This is a genomic window from Streptomyces sp. NPDC028722 (genome assembly GCF_040637655.1).
In the GTDB taxonomy this organism is placed as follows: Bacteria; Actinomycetota; Actinomycetes; order Streptomycetales; family Streptomycetaceae; genus Streptomyces.
In genome coordinates, this window is sequence record NZ_JBEZWU010000001.1 from 435,904 (window position 1) to 454,353 (window position 18,450).

At 74.8% G+C, this 18,450-nt stretch carries 17 protein-coding genes; 9 read left to right on the forward strand and 8 right to left on the reverse strand.

Annotated features, from left to right (window positions below):
- Positions 1-19 precede the first annotated feature (19 nt).
- Genes AB0F03_RS01955 through AB0F03_RS01965 form a run of 3 tightly spaced genes read right to left on the reverse strand, consistent with a single transcriptional unit; the run spans position 20 to position 3,263 of the window.
- Complete coding sequence (locus AB0F03_RS01955; RefSeq protein WP_361985406.1) at positions 20-1,090, reverse strand: prenyltransferase; 1,071 nt, start codon at positions 1,088-1,090, stop codon at positions 20-22.
- Entirely contained in the window at positions 1,087-1,851 is a 765-nt protein-coding gene (locus AB0F03_RS01960) for a class I SAM-dependent methyltransferase (protein ID WP_361985409.1), read from the reverse strand. Before AB0F03_RS01960 ends, AB0F03_RS01955 begins: the two co-directional genes overlap by 4 nt.
- Complete coding sequence (locus AB0F03_RS01965; RefSeq protein WP_361985412.1) at positions 1,845-3,263, reverse strand: glycosyltransferase family 4 protein; 1,419 nt, start codon at positions 3,261-3,263, stop codon at positions 1,845-1,847. Before AB0F03_RS01965 ends, AB0F03_RS01960 begins: the two co-directional genes overlap by 7 nt.
- A 217-nt stretch (positions 3,264-3,480) precedes the next feature.
- Here AB0F03_RS01965 and AB0F03_RS01970 point away from each other — a divergent pair, with 217 nt between their 5' ends.
- Positions 3,481-4,131: a TetR family transcriptional regulator gene (locus AB0F03_RS01970; RefSeq protein WP_361985415.1), complete on the forward strand. Its 651-nt coding sequence runs from the start codon at positions 3,481-3,483 to the stop codon at positions 4,129-4,131.
- A 295-nt stretch (positions 4,132-4,426) separates the two neighbouring features.
- Here AB0F03_RS01970 and AB0F03_RS01975 read toward each other — a convergent pair whose 3' ends face one another.
- The 4 genes from AB0F03_RS01975 to AB0F03_RS01990 all read right to left on the reverse strand — a co-directional run bounded on the left by AB0F03_RS01975 (position 4,427) and on the right by AB0F03_RS01990 (position 7,948).
- Positions 4,427-5,290, reverse strand: a complete 864-nt coding sequence (locus tag AB0F03_RS01975) for a tetratricopeptide repeat protein (RefSeq protein ID WP_361985418.1) — start codon at positions 5,288-5,290, stop codon at positions 4,427-4,429.
- 177 nt (positions 5,291-5,467) lie between these two features.
- Positions 5,468-6,724: an MAB_1171c family putative transporter gene (locus AB0F03_RS01980; RefSeq protein WP_361985421.1), complete on the reverse strand. Its 1,257-nt coding sequence runs from the start codon at positions 6,722-6,724 to the stop codon at positions 5,468-5,470.
- Complete coding sequence (locus tag AB0F03_RS01985) at positions 6,724-7,362, reverse strand: hypothetical protein (protein WP_361985423.1); 639 nt, start codon at positions 7,360-7,362, stop codon at positions 6,724-6,726. The genes AB0F03_RS01980 and AB0F03_RS01985 overlap by 1 nt, the downstream gene beginning before the upstream one ends.
- Positions 7,355-7,948 (reverse strand): XRE family transcriptional regulator, encoded by a 594-nt coding sequence (locus tag AB0F03_RS01990; RefSeq protein ID WP_361985426.1) that lies wholly within the window; start codon positions 7,946-7,948, stop codon positions 7,355-7,357. The genes AB0F03_RS01985 and AB0F03_RS01990 overlap by 8 nt, the downstream gene beginning before the upstream one ends.
- Before the next feature lie 253 nt (positions 7,949-8,201).
- On the opposite strand from AB0F03_RS01990, the gene AB0F03_RS01995 reads away from it, so the two are divergent.
- The 7 genes from AB0F03_RS01995 to AB0F03_RS02025 all read left to right on the forward strand — a co-directional run bounded on the left by AB0F03_RS01995 (position 8,202) and on the right by AB0F03_RS02025 (position 16,364).
- Positions 8,202-9,248 (forward strand): hypothetical protein, encoded by a 1,047-nt coding sequence (locus tag AB0F03_RS01995; protein WP_361985429.1) that lies wholly within the window; start codon positions 8,202-8,204, stop codon positions 9,246-9,248.
- A gap of 680 nt (positions 9,249-9,928) precedes the next feature.
- The gene (locus AB0F03_RS02000) at positions 9,929-11,140 is read left to right on the forward strand and encodes a prenyltransferase/squalene oxidase repeat-containing protein (RefSeq protein ID WP_361985432.1); all 1,212 of its coding nucleotides are present in this window, start codon (positions 9,929-9,931) and stop codon (positions 11,138-11,140) included.
- Positions 11,137-11,799: an SCO2322 family protein gene (locus AB0F03_RS02005; protein WP_361985435.1), complete on the forward strand. Its 663-nt coding sequence runs from the start codon at positions 11,137-11,139 to the stop codon at positions 11,797-11,799. The genes AB0F03_RS02000 and AB0F03_RS02005 overlap by 4 nt, the downstream gene beginning before the upstream one ends.
- A 136-nt stretch (positions 11,800-11,935) precedes the next feature.
- Positions 11,936-13,018, forward strand: coding sequence for an energy-coupling factor transporter transmembrane component T (locus AB0F03_RS02010; protein ID WP_361985438.1), 1,083 nt, complete (start codon positions 11,936-11,938; stop codon positions 13,016-13,018).
- On the forward strand, positions 13,015-14,763 hold the full coding sequence (locus AB0F03_RS02015; protein WP_361985441.1) for an ATP-binding cassette domain-containing protein: 1,749 nt from the start codon (positions 13,015-13,017) through the stop codon (positions 14,761-14,763). The genes AB0F03_RS02010 and AB0F03_RS02015 overlap by 4 nt, the downstream gene beginning before the upstream one ends.
- Entirely contained in the window at positions 14,760-15,692 is a 933-nt protein-coding gene (locus AB0F03_RS02020; protein WP_361985444.1) for an ECF transporter S component, read from the forward strand. The genes AB0F03_RS02015 and AB0F03_RS02020 overlap by 4 nt, the downstream gene beginning before the upstream one ends.
- Before the next feature lie 258 nt (positions 15,693-15,950).
- A complete protein-coding gene (locus AB0F03_RS02025) occupies positions 15,951-16,364 on the forward strand; it encodes a transglycosylase SLT domain-containing protein (RefSeq protein WP_361985447.1) in 414 nt (137 codons plus the stop codon).
- A 7-nt stretch (positions 16,365-16,371) separates the two neighbouring features.
- Here AB0F03_RS02025 and AB0F03_RS02030 read toward each other — a convergent pair whose 3' ends face one another.
- Complete coding sequence (locus tag AB0F03_RS02030; protein ID WP_361985450.1) at positions 16,372-17,622, reverse strand: alpha/beta hydrolase; 1,251 nt, start codon at positions 17,620-17,622, stop codon at positions 16,372-16,374.
- Between the two features lie 127 nt (positions 17,623-17,749).
- On the opposite strand from AB0F03_RS02030, the gene AB0F03_RS02035 reads away from it, so the two are divergent.
- Positions 17,750-18,442 (forward strand): YoaK family protein, encoded by a 693-nt coding sequence (locus AB0F03_RS02035; RefSeq protein WP_361985453.1) that lies wholly within the window; start codon positions 17,750-17,752, stop codon positions 18,440-18,442.
- The last annotated feature ends 8 nt before the right edge of the window (positions 18,443-18,450 follow it).

Consider the following 18,450-nt stretch of genomic DNA (forward strand, 5'->3'; position numbering starts at 1 on the left):
CGGTGCGCGGCCGGTGCGGTCAGGCGCAGCAGTCGGGGGCCAGGCCGGCCGGCAGGTACTGTCCGCCGAAGACCGCGCAGGTGGCTTCGTGGCCGCCCAGTGCGGCGACGGCCAGCAGCAGGGAGCCCGCCGTCCAGGTGGTCAGTTCGCGCGGCCAGACGGCGTCGTCGTCGAAGACGTAGCCCGTCCAGTACAGGCCGCTGTCCGGATCCCGCAGGTGCTGGATCGACTGGAGGATCTCCAGGGCGCGGTCGGACTCCCCCACCGCCCAGAGGGCCAGGGCGAGTTCGCTGGACTCGCCGCCGGTCACCCAGGGGTTGGGGATCACGCAGCGCACGCCGAGGCCGGGGACGACGAACCGGTCCCAGGATTCCTCGATGCGCGCCTTGGCCGCATCGCCCGTCAGCGCGCCGCCGAGGACCGGGTAGTACCAGTCCATCGAGTAGCGGTTCTTGTCCAGGAAGCGCTCGGGGTGCCGGCCTATCGCGTGGCGCAGCGCACCGACGGCCAACTCCCAGTCCGGCTGGGGCTCTTCACGTTCCTCGGCGATGGCGAGCGCGCACCGCAGGGCGTGGTGGACGGAGGAACTGCCGGTGAGCAGGGCCTCCGTCGCCGGCGTGCCGTCGTCCTCGCGGCGCCAGCCGATCTCCCCGCCGGGCTGCTGGAGCCGCAGCACCCACTCCATGGCCGCGTAGACGGTCGGCCACATCCGGTCCAGGAACATGTCGTCGCCCGTGGACAGGTAGTGGTGCCAGACGCCGACGGCTATGTAGGCGACGAAGTTGGACTCGCGGGCCCGGTCGGTGACGTCGTCGTGGGCGCCGTCGGCGTAGGCGGCGTACCAGGAGCCGTCCTCGTTCTGGTGCCGGGCGAGCCAGTCGTAGGCCCGCTCGGCGGCCTCGTGCTCACCGGCCGCGTCCAGGGCCATGGCGGCCTCGGTGTGGTCCCACGGGTCCAGGTGGTGCCCGCGGAACCACGGGAGCGCACCGTCCTCCCGCTGCACGGCGAGGATGCCGCGGACGGTCGCGGCGGCCTGCTCGGCGGTGAGGACCCCGGGCAGGACGAGGTGTTCTGTCCGGGGGGTGGTCACTTGGCGGCCGCCTCGGAGGTCTCGGTGCCGGCGCCGGCCAGGCGTGGCAGGTGCGGCTTGGTGGCGTAGACGACGAAGCTCTTGCCGATGAGCGGGTTCAGGGCCTGCTCGGCGAGGCGGGTGGCGAGCGGCTTCTTCATGATGTCCCAGACCAGCAGCTTGTGGTACGCCCGCACCGGCAGCGCCTTGTCGTTGTCCACGCCGAACGCGCACTTCAGCCACCAGTACGGCGAGTGCAGCGCGTGCGCGTGATGGCTGCCGTACGGCTTCAGGCCGGCCTCGCGGACCTTGGCGACCAGTTCGTCGGCCCGGTAGATGCGGATGTGGCCGCCCTCGACCTCGTGGTAGGCGTCGGACAGTGTCCAGCAGACCTTCTCCGGGCCGTAGCGGGGCACGGTGACCGCGAGCCGGCCGCCGGGGCGGAGCACGCGGACCATCTCGGCGAGCACGCCCTTGTCGTCGGGGATGTGCTCCATCACCTCGGAGATGATGACGACGTCGAAGGAGTCGTCGGGGAAGGGCAGGGCGAGGGCGTCGCCCTCCATGGCGGTGGCGGTGGCGCCCTCGGGGGCCTCCCCGGCCTCCCGCATCGCCGCGAACCACTTGGCGACCTCGCGGATCTCCTCGGTGCTCCGGTCCAGCGCCACGACCCGGGCGCCGCGCCGGTAGCACTCGAAGGCGTGCCGGCCGGCCCCGCAGCCGAGGTCCAGGACACGGTCGCCGGGGGCGATCGGGAACCGGGAGAAGTCGACGGTCAGCACGTGGCCCTGCTTTCGGTGTAGACGCCGGGGGTGGCCGCCGGGCGGCGGGGGTCCTGCGGCCGGGGGCGGGGGCCGCCGGAGCGGGCGATGGCCTCGCGGTAGCGGGCCACGGTGCCCTCGGCGGCCCGGGCCCAGGTGAAGCGGTCGAGCACCCGCTGGCGGCCGGCCGCGCCGAGCCGGGCCCGCAGGAGCGGGTCGCCGAGCAGCCGGCCGAGACCGGCGGCGAGGGCGTCCGCGTCGCCGGTCGGTACGGCCAGGCAGGTCTCGCCGTCCCGGCCGGCGACCTCGGGGATCGCGCCGCCGGTGGTGGCGACCAGCGGGGTGCCGGTGGCCATGGCCTCGGCGGCGGGCAGCGAGAAACCCTCGTACAGGGAGGGCACGCAGGCGACCTGGGCCGAGCGGATCAGGTCGACCAGTTCGGCGTCGGAGATGCCCTTGACGAACTCGACGGCGCCCTGGAGGCCGTACCGCTCGACCGCCTGGGCGACCGGGCCCTCCTGCGGGCGTTTGCCGACGACGACGAGGTGGGCGGCCGGGTGCTCGGTGCGCAGCTTGGCGAGCGCCTCCACGAGGAACACCAGGCCCTTGAGGGGCACGTCGGCGCTGGAGGTGGTGACGATGCGTCCGGGTACCTCGGGCACGGCGGGGTCCGGCGCGAACAGGTCGGTGTCGGCGCCGATGTGGACCACGTGGACGCGGTCGTCGCGGACGCCGAGGTGGTCCACGATCTCCTGCCGGGAGCTGCCGGAGACGGTGAGGACCGAGGGCAGGCGGCGGGCGACCCGCTTCTGCATGCGGGTGAACGCGTACCAGCGGCGTACCGAGTAGCGGCGCTGCCAGGTGCCGGCCGCGTCCAGCTCCAACTGCCGGTCGACGGTGATGGGGTGGTGGATCGTGGTCACCAGGGGGGCGCCGATGTCGCCCAGCAGGCCGTAGCCGAGGGTCTGGTTGTCGTGGACGACGTCGAACTCGCCGCGGCGGGCGCGCAGATGGCGGCGGGCGCGCAGCGAGAAGGTCAGCGGCTCGGGGAAGCCGCCGGTCCACATGGTCGCCACCTCCAGGGCGTCGACCCAGTCCCGGTACTCGCCGCGTCCGGGGGTGCGGAAGGGGTCGGGCTGGCGGTAGAGGTCGAGGCTGGGCAGCTCGGTGAGGGCGAGGTTCGGGTAGCCCTCGTCCAGGACGGGGTACGGCTGCGATCCGATGACCTCGACCCGGTGGCCGAGGCGGGCCAGCTCGCGCGAGAGGTGCCGTACGTAGACGCCCTGTCCCCCGCAGAACGGGTTCCCCTTGTAGGTGAGGAGCGCGATGTGGAGCGGCCGCTCCTCCCCGCTCCCGGCCGCGCTCGGGCGGGAGGGACCCCCACCGGCAGCGGGTTCCTGGCCGGCACCCGCTTCCCGGGCCTCAGCGGTCACTCCGTGCCCCCTTCTGCCTGCACTGCCCGCGACACTACGACGGGAGATAATCTAGAACAAGTTTCAGACTTGATCGTTCAGGAGGCTCTGAATCTACCGGCAGGTAGGAGCGCGGTGAGCAGTGGATCAGGTGATTCGCGCCACGGCGCGCGGCGCTGCCATGCTGACTGATCACGAGTCCCACGGACGACCTCACCGACTGTCACGGACGGTACCCATGCCCGCCGAAGCCCGTACCCCGCGTCCGTCCCCCGGGCCTCCGGCCCCACTCGGGCGGGGCGCCGCACCCGCGCCCCTGACCGAACGGCAGGAGGCCCGCCGGCGCGGCATCCTGCGCGCCAGCGCCGAGCTGGCCGGGCGGGGCGGGTTCGACGGCGTGCAGATGCGTGAGGTCGCCGAGGTCTCCCAGGTGGCCCTCGGCACCCTGTACCGCTACTTCCCGTCCAAGGTGCATCTCCTCGTGGCCACCATGCAGGACCAGTTGGAGCACCTGCACGGCACCCTGCGCAAGAGACCCCCCACGGGCGACACCGCCGCCGAGCGGGTCACCGAGACCCTGATGCGGGCCTTCCGCGCCCTCCAGCGCGAACCCCGCCTGGCCGACGCGATGGTCCGCGCCCTCATCTTCGCCGACCGCGGCGTCTCGGCCGAGGTCGAGCAGGTCTCCCGGCAGACGACCGCGATCATCCTGGAGGCGACGGGGCTGACGGACCCCACTCCCGGGCAGCTGTCCGCGGTCCGGGTCATCGAGCACACCTGGCACTCGGCGCTCACGACCTGGCTGTCCGGCCGCGCCTCCGACGCCCAGGTGGAGGCCGACCTGGGGACGGTGTGCCGCCTGATCGACCTGCCGGAACCGGGCACCTGACCGAGCACCCGAACTGTCGGTAAATGGTGCGAAATGACGGGTTCTGGCACCGATGACGGGTCTATGCTGGGTAACAGCCTACGAGGCGAGTGAGGGAGTCCAACCGGAGTAGCCGACTACGGCGAGACGCACAGGCATCCGCCGGGGCCGACAGCGACGGTCGGGCTGAGAGGCCGCACGGCAGCAGTCAGGCCGGACGGCGACCCCCAGCACCTGATCCGGACCATACCGGCGAAGGGAACCCGTCTCGTAGGTCCTTTCGTGCGCCCCGCGCGGTGACTGTGCCGGACGCCGCTCAGCCGGCCGGTTCCAGCCCCTTCCAGCTCCGGGCGGGCGCCTGCCGGCCGGCCCACTCCGCCAGCAGACGGCGCGCCTCCTCGGGCGGCGCGGCCAGGGACACCCGCTGCGTGCCGGCGTGGGTGTTCCGCTCCCGCTCCAGCGTGCCCGCGCTACAGCAGGAGCACAGCAGGTCGAAGCTGCTCGCGGGCTCGGCGCCGTAGTCCTGCCGGCCGAACAGTTCGACCAGCGCCTCCACGTCGGCGGCCTCGGCCGCGTGCACCGTCACCGTGAGCGTCGGCAGACCGGAGGGCTCGAAGAGGAGCAGTTCGTCGAAGACCGGGTACTCGCGGCCGTCCACGACCCGGCGGCCCGTCGGCTCGCCGTCGTGCACGACGACCTCCCCGTACCGGCGGCCGGCGGTCACCGGTACGTTCATCACCCGGCCCCGGGTCGGGCACAGCCGGTCGATCCACACGACCTCCTGCTCGCCGCCCGTGTCCAGACGTACGCAGGCCGGGCCCAGACGGGCCTCGATCGCACCCTCGCCCGCCGGGAGCGAGATGCCGAACCCCTCCCAGGCCTGGCGCGCGGTGACCCAGTCGCGCTGGACGGTGGCCGCGATGCCCAGGTTCCAGAACGCCGGGTCGCCCTCACCGCGCGGGGCACGGGCGGCGGCCTCACGGCCCAGCTCGTACGCCTTCGCCCAGTTGCGCAGGAACTTGTGGCCGAGGGCGGCGTCGTACCACCACACTCCGCTCGGCTCCTCGTCGGGGAAGTGGGCGAGCACCCGCTCCAGCAGACCGGCGGCGGTCAGCCACTCCTCGGCGTCCCACGCCTGGTACGCCCGATCGATCAGCTGCTCGGCCTCGGACTTGCGCACGCTGTCTTCCTCACCCCGGTCGGTACCCGTCGAAACGCAGGAGCCTACCCCGCACCCACGGCCCCCTGCCCCCGGGGTGACACCGCCCCCGGACGACCCGACCGCGCCCGGACCGGGAACGTCCGGCCACCCCCGCGGGGCTCACCGGGAGGCGGTGGGGCCGGTGCGCCGGGTGGGTCAGGCGTGGGTGGGGAGGCCCTCTGCGGTGGCCGTCCGGTGGCGGAATCCGTCGACCGCGGCGGCGTGGAAGCGCAGCGCGTGGGCGACGGACTCCAGTTCGCCGGGACCGCAGGCGGGGGCGGTGGGGCCTGCGGTGCCGGGGCCGCAGGCGGGGGCGGTGGGGCCTGCGGTGCCGGGGCCGGTCGGCGCGGGGCGGTTCCGGTCCCGTGGCGCGTGCAGCAGCTCGGCGGCGACGAGGATGTCCACCGCCGCCGCGATGCCCCGCGCCACGCACTCCGGGTGGCCCGCCGCCGTCGCCGCCCGCAGGGTCCTCTCGCGCCGGGCTCCGCTGAGGTGCGGGGCCAGCTTCAGCAGGCCGTCGTTGATGGCGGCCCGGCGCAGTTCCAGGCGCAGGGCGGCACCGCTGACCCGGCCGGTCGCCGGGGCCGCCGGCGCGCTGACGGTCAGCATGACCTGCCACAGCGGCTTCAGACGCCGGTACGTGCGCACGAGCCGGCGGCGCTCCGCCACCAGCGGCCCGGCCTGCCCGGCGATGAAGGCCACGGCCACCAGGGCGGCCTCGGCGATGGCGAAGGGCGGGGCGACGTACGTCGACAGCCAGTCCCAGTCGCGGCCGCTCCACCGGGCGCCGATCGCGGCCAGTTTCGCCAGGTCGAAGAGGAGTCCGAGGGCGTAGGCCTCCTGGAGGAAGATCACCGCACGGCGCAGCCAGGTCTCCTCCACCTCCTGGAACCAGGCCCACAGCATGCCGGCCGCGACCAGCGCCGACACCAGGTGGGCGACGAGGTAGAGCAGCACGAACTCACGCATCCAGGGCGTGTCGGCGTAGTAGGTGTCGAGGTCCCGTACCCGCTCCACATGGTGGTCGCCGAGCAGGAACGTCGTCCACAGGCCGACGATGATCACGGCGTACGCCACCCAGACCAGCCGGGTGCGCCGGCGGCGGACGGCGGACGGCGGCTCGCGCCAGGTGATGATGAGCCACAGGCAGGCGCCGCAGTAGACGGTCAGCAGGGAGTAGACCCACAGGCCGGCGAAGTTGGGGATGCCGGTGAGTTCGTTGATGCCGTGCAGGCCGGCCGGCGGCAGCGAGGCGAAGACGACCGCGCCGATGCCGAGCAGCAGGGCGGTGGCCCGCAGGATCGGGTCCTGCCAGGCGCGCCGCAGCAGCGGCACTTTGATCACGAAGGCCACGCCGAGCAGGACGGCCGGGACGGCGTAGGCGGCGAGACAGCCGGCGAGGTCCCAGCGCATCAGGGGCCGCCGATGTTGCCCAGTGAGGAGGACAGCCGGCCGGTCAGGGTGTCCTGGGTCGTCGGGCCGGCCGCGCCCGGCCCGACGACCTTGGAGAACTTGGCCGCGAGGCGCAGCCCGCACTCCTCGGCCTCCCATTCGGCCTCGGCCGCCGGCGCGGCGGGCGAGCGGGTGGCCGTGGCGACCACCTGGTCCCAGGGGATGTCGTCCTCGGCCCGGGAGAGCAGCCGTCGTGCGGCGGCGGGCAGCGCGGCCGGGTAGTGCACGTCCAGCGTGCCGTAGCGGACGTGGCCGATCTCGTGCCCGGCGATGACGAACTGGTGGAGTTCGGGGGCGCGTTCCTCGACCACGACGAGGTACTCCTCGTCCCGGGCGAGGGTGACTCCGGAGACGTCCAGGGTGGCCGGGAAGGCGACGAACCTCAGCCGCACCGGGCGGTCGAGGCGCGGGCTGAGCGTGGCGCACAGCGCGTGCAGGAACGCCTTCGGTTCCGTGGGCGGGGTGAGGGTGCGGACGGTGTCGCGCACGAGCTGGTCCAAAAAGCGCTTGGGGGACTTCGCGTACGGCGGGGAGCCCGCCGGCCGCGGGCGGGCCGGGGGCGCCGGGGACTTCCGGGAGCGGGCGGGTCGCTCAGGCACGCCCGGTGTCCTTCGCCCGCTCCGAGGAGATGATCATCTCGGCCAGGTCGGCCAGGGTGGCGAGCTGCCGGGCGTTCATCTGCGGCGCGCGGGCGGCCAGCCGGACCAGTCCGCTCTCGCGGAGCCGCAGCAGCGGGTCGGCCTCGGCCTCCAGGCTCTGGAGCACCGGTTGCAGCGCCTCGTGCAGTGCCTCCGGTCCGTCCGCCGTGAAGAAGCCCGCGGGCAGGCCGAAGAACCGGCGTAACCGGTCGGCGTGTTCGAGGCTCGGCATGCCGCTCTTGCGCCACTCGCTCAGCCACTGCCGGCTGGTCCCGGCGATCCGGGCCAGCTCGTCAAGCGAGTACCGCTTGCCGTCGGGTCTGCGCCGGGTCTCCCGGATGAAGTCCAGCCGCTGACGCACCCGTTGGGCCAGGCACGGCTCGGACACCCGGCCGCCGCTGAGGAGTTCGACGACGGTGCCCGCGGGGATGCCGGTGCGGTACGAGAGGCCGGCCACGTCGAGGACCTCCGGCAGGCGGCCCGGCCGGCCGGTCAACTCACCCAGCCGGTCGAGGAATTCGGCCAGCGAGGCGTAGGCGTCACTCACCGAGGTCCCCTCCTGGGCGCGTCGTCCGTTCGGCGGCTGAGCTGACGCGAGGCTACCGGGTCGCTCCTGCGCCTACCAGACGTGACAACACTCCCTGCGGAAGTACGCAGCTATCGTTGACAGTTGACGGTGCGGTGGGTGAGGATCACTGCACAGAGAGCAAGATCTGACCCGCCCCGGGTGCCGCCGATGGGGGAGCGGCACCCGGGGTGTTTCTCGTCCGCCTTCGCCGTCGAGGAAGGACCAGGCACCCATGGCGCAGCCCGTCCTCCTCCTGGGAGCCGGACACGGGGACGCGTGCGGCGAGTTCGCGCTGGCGCGGATCGCCGCGGTCCACCCGGTGATCCTGGTCGACCCGGACCCGCCCGCCTGGGCGCGCCCGTATCTGGCCGGCCACCTCGCGGCCGACCCGGCCCGCGAGGCGCAGACGGCCGACGCGGTGCTGCGGTACACGGCCCGGCGCCCGGTCGGTGGCCTGCTCACCTGGTCCCCGGAGCATCTGGTGACGGCCGCGCGCGTCGCCGCCCGGCTGGGGCTGCCCGGCCTGCCGTACGAGACGGCCGCGGCCTGCACCGATCCCGCCGCGTTGCGGGCGCTGCTGCTGCGGCACCGGGTGGCGCCGGCCGACCCCGAGGACACGGAGGGGCCGCTCGTGTCCGCCGAGACCGTCGTCCTCGACGACGAGATCCGCATCGTCGCGCTCACCCGTACGACGACGGGCCCGGCGCCCGCCCGCCGCGCGCTGCGGCACTGCGTCCACGCCCACGACGGGCTCCTGCACAACCGGTTCCTGCGCCAGTGCGTCGAGCGGACCGTCCGCGCGCTCGGGCTCACGCACACGGTCGCGCACCTCACGCTGCGGCTGACCGACCGCGGCCCCCGCGTCACGGGCGTCGCCCCGCACCTGCCCGGCGACCTGATCCCGCTGCTGGTGGAACAGGCCACCGGCGTCGACCTCGCCCGGGCCGCCGCCACGCTGGCCACCGGCCGGCTCCCCGAACTGGGACCGACCCGGCAGCACGCCGCCGCCGTCCAGTTCGCCTACCCGGCCACCACCGGCCGCCTGACCCACCTCCGCCTGGACCCCGGCGCCGCGCACGAACCGTCCGCCGAACGCATGGTCCTCACCCGGCGGGCCGGTGACCTGGTGACGGCCGCCGCCCACGCGGACGTCACCGACCGGCTCGCGCACTGGGTCGCCACGGGCGAGGACCCCGCACAGTGCGAGGAGGCACTGCGCCGCATGGCCCACCACCTGAGCGCGACGGTGACCCCGACGGCGAACACGTACGCGGCGTAGCCCGCCGGGCGGCGCACACCGGGCCGGGTCCGACGCCGGCACCGACGACCCGGCAGGGCCACGGACACCCCGCCGGGCTGTGAACGGCAGCCCCGGCGGACGGCAGGACCGGTGGGCGGCAGGCCCATTGGATGGCAGGCCCAGTGGACGGCAAGCCCGGCGGACGGCAAGCCCGGCGGACGGCAGGGCTGGCGGACGGCAGGGCTGGCGGACGCACCTGACGGCCCGTGTACGAACGGCAGCCCGGCCCGCGCCACGCTCCCGCGGACGCCACCCCGCCCTCCGCAACAGCCCGCGCCACCGTCACGGCCATGGCCCCGGTCTCGGCGCGGACGTCGCGGCCGTGACCCAGGCCACCGGGGTCGTGTGCCCACGGCCACCCCTCGGCCCGCGTGGGGCGGCCGGTACAGTGGCGGGGTCGTCATCACACCCGTACGGGGCGAAGCCGGTGCAATTCCGGCGTAGTCCCTTCCCACGCCCTCGACTTGGCCCGGGCAGGGGACACCCCTGTCCGTGAACCGTCGTCCGACGGTGCGCCGGACCGCCCCGGACGGGACGTTGACCGGCTCCCGTGCGTCGGCGGCCCGCCGCGCACGGCACCGTCGAGTTCTACGGAGCCGAGCCGCCCGGGGGTTGTCCCGCGTGCTGCCGGCTCCCCGCAGGAGAGGCAGTCGCCGACCATGAACGTCCGCCGCAGTGCCGCGGCCCTCGCCGCCGTAGGCGTGCTGGCCGCCGCCGCGCCCGCCACGGCCGCCGCCCCGTCCGCGCCGTCCCCCGAGGTGACGGTCCCGTCGGGGCTGTACGGCAAGGGGGACCCGACGTGGGACGGCGTGTGGCGGCAGTCCCTCACGCTGATCGCCCAGCGCACCCTCGGCTACCGCCCCGCCGCCACGGCCGTGGACTGGCTCACCGGACAGCAGTGCGCGAACGGCGGGTTCGCCGCGTTCCGCGCCACCCCCGGCAGGGCCTGCGACAGCAAGACCAAACTCGACACCAACAACACCGCCGCCGCCGTCCAGGCCCTCGCGGCGGTCGGCGGTCGCGGCGCCGCGGCCGGCAAGGCCGTCGACTGGCTGAAGTCCGTGCAGAACAAGGACGGCGGCTGGGGCTACTACCCGGGCGACCCCAGCGACACCAACTCCACCTCCGTCGTCATCGGCGCGCTGACCGCCGCCGGCACGGACCCGGCGGACGTCCGCACGTCCGGCCGCTCCCCCTACGACCCGCTGCCCGCCTGGTCCGTCCCCTGCGGCCAGGACGGCGGGGGCGCCCTCGCCTTCCAGCCGGACAAGAAGGGCAAGCTGCTCGCCAACGCGGACGCGACGGCGGCCGGCCTGCTGGGCGCCCTCGGCAAGGGCTTCGTGGTCCGGGCCGGCAAGGCCCCGGCGAAGGACGCCTGCGCCAAGGCCGGGCACCTCACCCGGGCGCAGGTGGCCGACAACGCCGGCGCGTACCTCGCGGCGGCCGTCGCGAAGACCGGCCATCTGCGGTCCACGCTGCCCGGCGCCAAGGACCAGCCCGACTTCGGCAACACCGCGGACGCCGTCGTCGCGCTCGCCGCGGACGGCCGGACCGACGCCGCCCGCACGGCGTACGCCTGGCTGGAGAAGAACGCCGGCCAGTGGGCGAGGCAGAGCGGCCCGGCCGCGTACGCGCAGCTCATCCTCGCCGCGCACGCCGTCGGGGAGCAGCCGGGCGACTTCGACGGCACCAGCCTGGTCCGCTCCCTCAACGCCCTGGGCCCGGCCCCGCACATGGACTCCGCCGCGGACCCGTCGGCGTCCGACGAGAAGGACTCGAAGACCGGCGTCTGGTGGATCGTCGGCGTCGGTCTCGTCGCGGGCATCGGCATCGGGTTCCTGCTGAGCGGCCGGAAGAAGCGGCAGCCGTGACCTTCGTCCGCCGTACCGTGGCCGTCCGCCGTACCGTGCCGGTGCTCGTCGCCGCGGCGCTCCTGTTCGGCTCCGCCGGGCAGGCCGGTGCCACCGGTTACCGCTACTGGTCGTTCTGGGAGCGCACCGGGGTCCACTGGGCGTACGCCACGCAGGGCCCGGCGTCCGTCCGGCCCGACGACGGCAGCGTGCAGGGCTTCCGGTTCGCGGTGAGCGCGGACTCCGCGGACGCGAGCCGGCCGCGCGGTACGGCGGACTTCGCCGCGGTGTGCGCGGGGACGCCCGCGAAGTCCGGTACGAAGCGGGTGGGTCTGGTACTGGACTTCGGCACGGCGTCGGACGCGCCGTCCGGTGAGACTCCGCCGGCGCCGCGTACGGCGTGCGCGCGGGTGTCGCCGGACGCGACGGCGGCGGAGGCGCTGGCCGCCGTGGCGAAACCTCTGCGCTACGACGCCAACGCGCTGTTGTGCGCGATCGCCGGGTATCCGCAGAAGGGGTGCGGGGAGCAGACCTCCGCCGGGGGCGGGACCGCGTCCGACGGGGGGAACGCGTCCGACGGCGGGCCCTCGCTGGGGCTGCCGGTCGGCGTGGCGGTGGTCGCCGCGCTGACGGGGGCGGCGGTGTGGCGGACCAAGCGGCGGCGCGATGACTCCGGGTGAGACCGGAGGGGGTTGCGGGGCGTCTTGTGGGTGCGGGTGCGTCGGGGCCGGTCGCGCAGTTCCCCGCGCCCCTGAGGAGGTGCGGTCGGCGTCGGCCGACAGTGGGGGCGGCGTGGTGGGGCGCGTTCCTGGGGAGGTGCGGTCGGCGTCGGGATCCCGTGGGGGTGTTCTGCATCCCGGGGCCTGGTGGGGGTGGGCTCTTGGGCTGGGGGTCGCTGCCGGCCGTACCACCAATCCGCTGCTCCTCGGCCTCCTGATAGCCGCCTCCGGCTATGTCGTGGCGACGCACCGGTCGTCCGCGCCCTGGTCCCGCTCGTACGCCGCCTTCGCGCGGCTCGGGCTCGCCGTCGTCCTCGTCCGGCTCCTCTTCGCGGTGGCGCTCGGCTCCCCCATCCCCGGCACGCACACGCTTCTCACCCTTCCCGAGGTCCCGCTGCCGCACTGGGCGCAGGGCATCCGGCTGGGGGGCCGGGTCACCGCGGAGGCGGTGGTCTTCGCCGCGTACGACGGACTGAAGCTCGCCACCCTCCTGGTCTGCGTCGGCGCGGCGAACGCGCTGGCGTCCCCGGCCCGTCTCCTCAAGTCCCTGCCCGGCGCGCTGTACGAGACGGGTGTGGCGGTGGTCGTCGCGCTCACCTTCGCGCCGCACCTCGTGGCCGACGTCCAGCGGCTGCGGGCCGCCCGCCGCCTGCGCGGCCGTCCGGACCGGGGTGTGCGGGGCCTGTTCCAGGTCGGACTGCCGGTCCTGGAGGGCGCGTTGGAGCGTTCGGTGGCGCTGGCCGCCGCGATGGAGGCGCGCGGTTACGGCCGTACCGCCGAGGTTCCCGCCCGGGTCCGCCGTACGACGGCCGCGCTCACCCTCGGTGGACTGCTGGGCGTGTGCGCGGGAACGTACGGGCTGCTGACGGCCGAAGGCGGCACGTACGGCGTCCCGGTGCTGTGCGCCGGGGTCGCCGCCGCGCTCGCGGGCCTGCGGCTGGGCGGCCGGCGCTCCCCGCGGACCCGCTACCGACCGGACCCGTGGGGTGCGCGCGCCTGGCTGGTCGCGGGCTCCGGTGCCGCGGTGGCCGCGCTGCTCACGCTCGCCTCCGTCCGCGATCCGGAGGCGCTGCACCCGGGGGTCGTACCCCTGGTCGCCCCCGGGCTTCCGGTCTGGCCCGCCGCGGCCGTCCTGTTCGCCCTGCTGCCCGCCTTCGTCGTCCCCAGGGAGCCGTCGTGATCCGCTTCGAGGATGTCAGCGTGACGTACGACGGTGCGGCCCGCCCCACCGTCACCGGCGTCGACTTCGAGGTGCCCGAGGGTGAACTGGTGCTGCTCGCCGGTCCGTCCGGGGTCGGCAAGTCGACGGTGCTGGGCGCGGTGAGCGGGCTGGTGCCGCACTTCACCGGCGGCACCCTGCGCGGGCGGGTCACGGTGGCCGGCCGGGACACCCGTACGCACCGGCCGCGTCATCTGGCCGACGTGGTCGGCACGGTGGGCCAGGATCCGCTCGCGCACTTCGTGACGGACACCGTGGAGGACGAACTCGCCTACGGAATGGAGTCGTTGGGGCTCGCCCCGGCCGTGATGCGGCGCCGGGTGGAGGAGACCCTCGACCTGCTGGGCCTGGCCGGGCTGCGGGGCCGGCCCATCGCCACGCTGTCCGGCGGACAGCGCCAGCGGGTCGCGATCGGCTCGGTCCTCACCCCGCATCCGCGGGTGCTGGTCCTGGACGAGCCGACGTCGGCGCTGGATCCGGCCGCCGCGGAGGAGGTGCTGGCCGTGGTGCAGCGGCTGGTGCACGACCTGGGGACGACGGTGCTGATGGCCGAGCACCGGCTGGAGCGGGTGATCCAGTACGCCGACCGGGTCGTCCTGCTGCCGGCACCCGGCGCGGCTCCGGTCGTCGGTCCTCCGGCCGAGGTGATGGCCGTGTCCCCGGTGTTCCCGCCGGTGGTGGACCTGGGCCGGCTGGCCGGCTGGTCCCCCCTGCCCCTGACCGTCCGGGACGCCCGCCGCCGCGCGGCCGACCTGCGCACCCGCCTGTCCGCCGCGACCAGGACGGCGACCGGGACCACCACCACCACCGCCACCACCGGCACCGGCACCGGCACCGGTACCACCGCGACCACTACCGGCATTCCCGCCCAGTCGCGGCACCCCGCACCCGCCGCCCCCGCCCGCCGTCCCTTCTTCCGCCGCCGCCCCTCCCCCGGCCCGGTGCCGCCGGCCGCGCGTGTCGCCGAGGTCCGCGCGCTCTCGGTGCGCCGGGACGGGGTCCACGCGCTGCGGCGGGTGGACCTGACCGTGACCCCGGGTGAGACGGTCGCCCTCATGGGCCGCAACGGCGCCGGGAAGTCGACCCTGCTCGGCTCGCTCGTCGGGCTCGTGGCGCCCGGCACGGGCACGGTCACCGTCGGCGGCGCCGTCCCCCACCGCACCTCGCCACGGGACCTCGTCCGCAAGGTCGGTCTCGTCCCGCAGGAGCCACGCGACCTGCTGTACGCGGACACGGTGGCCGCCGAGTGCGCGGCGGCCGACCGGGACGCGGGCGCGGCGTCCGGCACCTGCCGGGCGCTGGTGTCGGGGCTGCTGCCGGGCATCGCGGACGACACGCACCCCCGGGACCTGTCCGAGGGCCAGTGCCTGGCGCTCGCCCTGGCCGTCGTGCTGACCGCCCGCCCTCCCCTGCTCCTGCTGGACGAGCCGACGCGCGGCCTGGACTACGCGGCGAAGGGCCGTCTGGTGGCCGTCCTGCGCGCTCTGGCGGCCGAGGGGCACGCGATCGTCCTGGCCACGCACGACGTGGAGCTGGCCGCCGAGCTGGCCCACCGGGTGGTGCTGCTCGCCGAGGGCGAGGTGATCGCCGACGGTCCGACGGCCGAGATCGTGGTGTCGTCGCCGTCGTTCGCCCCGCAGGTGACGAAGATCCTGGCCCCGCAGCGGTGGCTGACGGTGTCCGAGGTGCGGGAGGCCCTGGCATGAGCCGTGTCCCACGGGTCCGTGCCGTCCGCCTCGGCCCCCGCTCCGTCGCCGCGCTCGCGCTGACCGGCGCGGTGGGTGTGGTGGCCTTCGGCTGGCCCTTCCTCGCCCCGCCCGGCTCCGGGCTGAGCGCGCACGCCCAGGACGCGCCGTGGCTGTTCGCCGGCCTGCTGCTGCTCCTGGTGGCGGTCGTGGCGGCGACGATCTCCGAGTCGGATCTCGGGCCGAAGGCCGTGGCCATGCTGGGGGTGCTGGCCGCGACGGGGGCGGCGCTGCGCCCGATCGGCGCGGGGACGGCGGGGCTGGAGCCGATGTTCTTCCTGATGGTGCTGAGCGGGCGGGTGCTCGGCCCGGGCTTCGGGTTCGCGCTGGGCTCGGTGACGATGTTCGCGTCCGCGCTGCTCACGGGCGGGGTGGGGCCGTGGCTGCCGTTCCAGATGCTGGCGATGGGCTGGTTCACGATGGGTGCCGGCCTGCTCCCGGGCGCGGTCCGTCTGCGCGGGCGCGGCGAACTGGCGGTGCTGGCCGCCTACGGCTTCCTGGCCGCCTTCGCGTACGGCACGGCCATGAACCTGGCCGGCTGGCCGTTCATGGGTGCGGCGGCCTCGGGCATCTCCTTCGACGCGGACGCGCCGGTCGCCGCCAACCTGGCCCGCTTCGTCGCGTACTGCCTGGCCACCTCGCTCGGCTGGGACCTGGGCCGGGCGGTGTGCACGGTGGTGCTGACGCTCGCCCTCGGTCCGGCGGTGCTGCGTGCCCTGCGCCGGGCCACGCGGCGGGCCGCGTTCGAGACGGCGGTCACATTCGACGGTCCCGCTGCGAGACGGCGGTCACAGCCGGCGGTCCCGGTGCGTGAGGCGCCGTGTCCGCACGGTGAGCGGGACGGTGAAGCACCCCACATGACGCACGTCACCTACGACCCGGGGCCGTAGTCCCATTTGTCCGATACATCCTTCCATGCACCCCTTCTGACCTGCACTTTGAGACCCACGCCACAGAGCCGGCCACACGGGCAGATCCGGCCACAACTAGTAAAAGGGGTCATTGCGGACTCGGTTTCCGCCTGTTTCTCTTGAGGACGTCACCAGGCGCCACGAGCCCACCCGGGCCGCGGCGCCGCCGCATGCGGCCACAGTGCGTGGTCCTTCCCATGCGGGTGATCCACCGTCCCCCACCGAAGAGGTTCTTTCGTGTCCGTCTCCTTCATCCGTCGCATCGCTTCCCCGAAGACCGCCCTCACCACCGTCGCCCTGGCCGCCGCCACCGCCGGCATGGCGCTCTCCGCGGCGCCCGCCCAGGCCGCCTCCTCCTCCGGCTCCTCCGCCCAGGCGATCGCGCACAAGATGATCCCGGACGCCGCGCAGTTCAACGCCTTCAGCAGGATCGTCGAGCACGAGAGCGGCTGGAACGCCAGCGCCACCAACAGCTCCTCCGGCGCCTACGGCCTGGTCCAGGCCCTGCCGGCCTCGAAGATGTCCTCCGCCGGCGCCGACTGGAAGACCAACCCCGCCACCCAGATCAAGTGGGGTCTGGACTACATGAACTCCCGCTACGGCAGCCCCGCCCAGGCGTGGAACTTCTGGCAGGCCAACGGCTGGTACTGAGCCACCCCTACGCCGTCGCACCGCTGAACCACCGGGCGATCCCGGCCAGGGCCGCCCGGTCCGACCCGAAGTGGTCGACGGGCCCCACCTCCAGCACCCGCACCCTCGCCCCCCGGCCGGCGAGGGTGCGCGCGCATGTCCGGGCGTTGCCGATGGGCACGTCCGTGTCGCGATTGCCCGCGTACAGCCGCACCGGCACGTCGGGCTTCCAGTCGCAGGCGTGCCCGTTGGCGCGCAGCGCTTGGAGCAGGCCGCCGGCCGGCCGGCGCAGCTGCCGGTAGAAACGGTCGGTCAGCAGCTGCCGCACGGTGGGCGCGAGCTGTCGGACGATGTCCTCGTCCTTGTGCCGTCCGTCGAAGAGCCCCTCCACCCGCCCGGCGTAGGGCTGCCGGAACACCTCGGCGGGATCCTTGTAGATCGGGTGCAGCCGGTTCTGGGCGACAAGGAAGTAGGAGAGGTAGAACACTCCGCTGACGTTGTTGACCCGCCCGTCGGTGAGCGCGGGCTCCTCGGTGCCCTTCAGGTCGTACGGCCCCGCCACCGGCGCCACCGCCTTCAGCCGGAACCCGGCCGCGTCGCCGCCCTGCACGGCCCGGGCCAGGGCCATCGCCACCTGGCCGCCCTGGGAGAAGCCGGTGACGTACAGGTCCCGGTCCAGTGAGCGCCCCAGCAGACGGCTCGCCGTCCGCGCCGCGCGCAGCATGTCCACGGAGGCGGTCACCGCGGACCGGGTGTCCATGTAGGGGTGCCGTCCGGGTCCTTCCCCCAGGCCCAGGTAGTCGGGCGCGGCGACCGCGCGCCCGGTGGCGGCGAACAGGTACGACCGGGTCCGCGCGTCCTCCGCGACGGAGGGGGCGTAGGCGCGGTTCGCCATGGTGCCGTGGGTGTCGGAGACCAGGCCGAGCCGGCGCCCACCGCCCGACGGCAGGGTCAGCAGGCCGGTCGCGGTGGTGGGCCGGTCCTGCGGGTCCACCGTGCGGTACGTCACCCGGTACGCGAGGACGCCGTAGCGCAGCGGTACGGCCCCGATGTGCTGCCGGCCCAGGGCACGGGCGACTTCGGCGCGGCTGTGCGCGGCCACCGGGACGACCGACACGACCTCCCCCCGGTCACCGCTCCCCCGCCCCTCGGCCGCGGGCAGCCCCGGGACCACCCCGGCGACCCCGACGAGGGCCAGGGCGCCCAGGGTGAGTGCCGGGCCCTTCCGCATCGGCCGACCGGGCTGCTTTCCCACCACTTCGCGCGTGTCCTGTGTCATGTCCGGAACGCTACGGACGCAGGCTGCGCCGGGACATCCGAGAGCCCCCCGTCCTCGGGGTGGACTTCTTTCGCGCGCCGTGGGGAGTTCCTTCCACCCCCGCGGCCACCGTCCCCCCGGAGGAACGATGACGACGCCGACACCGACGCCACCGGTACCGGACCCGGAGGCGCGCGGGCTGCGGCTGGTGGCCGTACTGCTGGTGCTGACCGTGGTGAGCGGGCTGATCGACGCCGTCAGCTATCTCGGCCTGGGCCGCGTCTTCACGGCCAACATGACCGGCAACGTGGTCGTCCTCGGTTTCGCCGCGGCCGGCGCCCCCGGTTTCTCCGTGCCCTACACGGCCACGTCCCTGGTCTGCTTCCTGCTCGGCGCGACGGCGGGCGGCCGGGTGGCGGCCCGCCACGTCCGGGGCTCACGCCGCGCGTGGACCCGGCGGATCCTGGCGGCGGAGGCGGTGCTCGTCGGCGGCTCGGCCGCGGTGGCCTTCGCCCGGCCGGACGCCACGGCGGCCCACTACGCCCTGATCGCCCTCACGGCCTTCGCGATGGGCCTGCGCAACGCGACCGTCCGCAAGCTCGGCGTCCCCGACCTCACCACCACGGTCCTGACGATGACCCTGACCGCCCTGGCCTCCGAGTCCCGCCTCGGCGACGCCACGGGCCACCGCTCCCCACGCCGCACGGCCTCGGCCCTCGCCATGGCCGCGGGCGCCGCCCTGGGCGCGTGGCTGGTCCTCCACCACGGCCTGGCCCTCCCCCTCCTGCTCGCGGCGGTGGCCACCGGCGGGGCGGCGGTGGTGGCGTCGGGGCGGGAGTGAACGTCAAT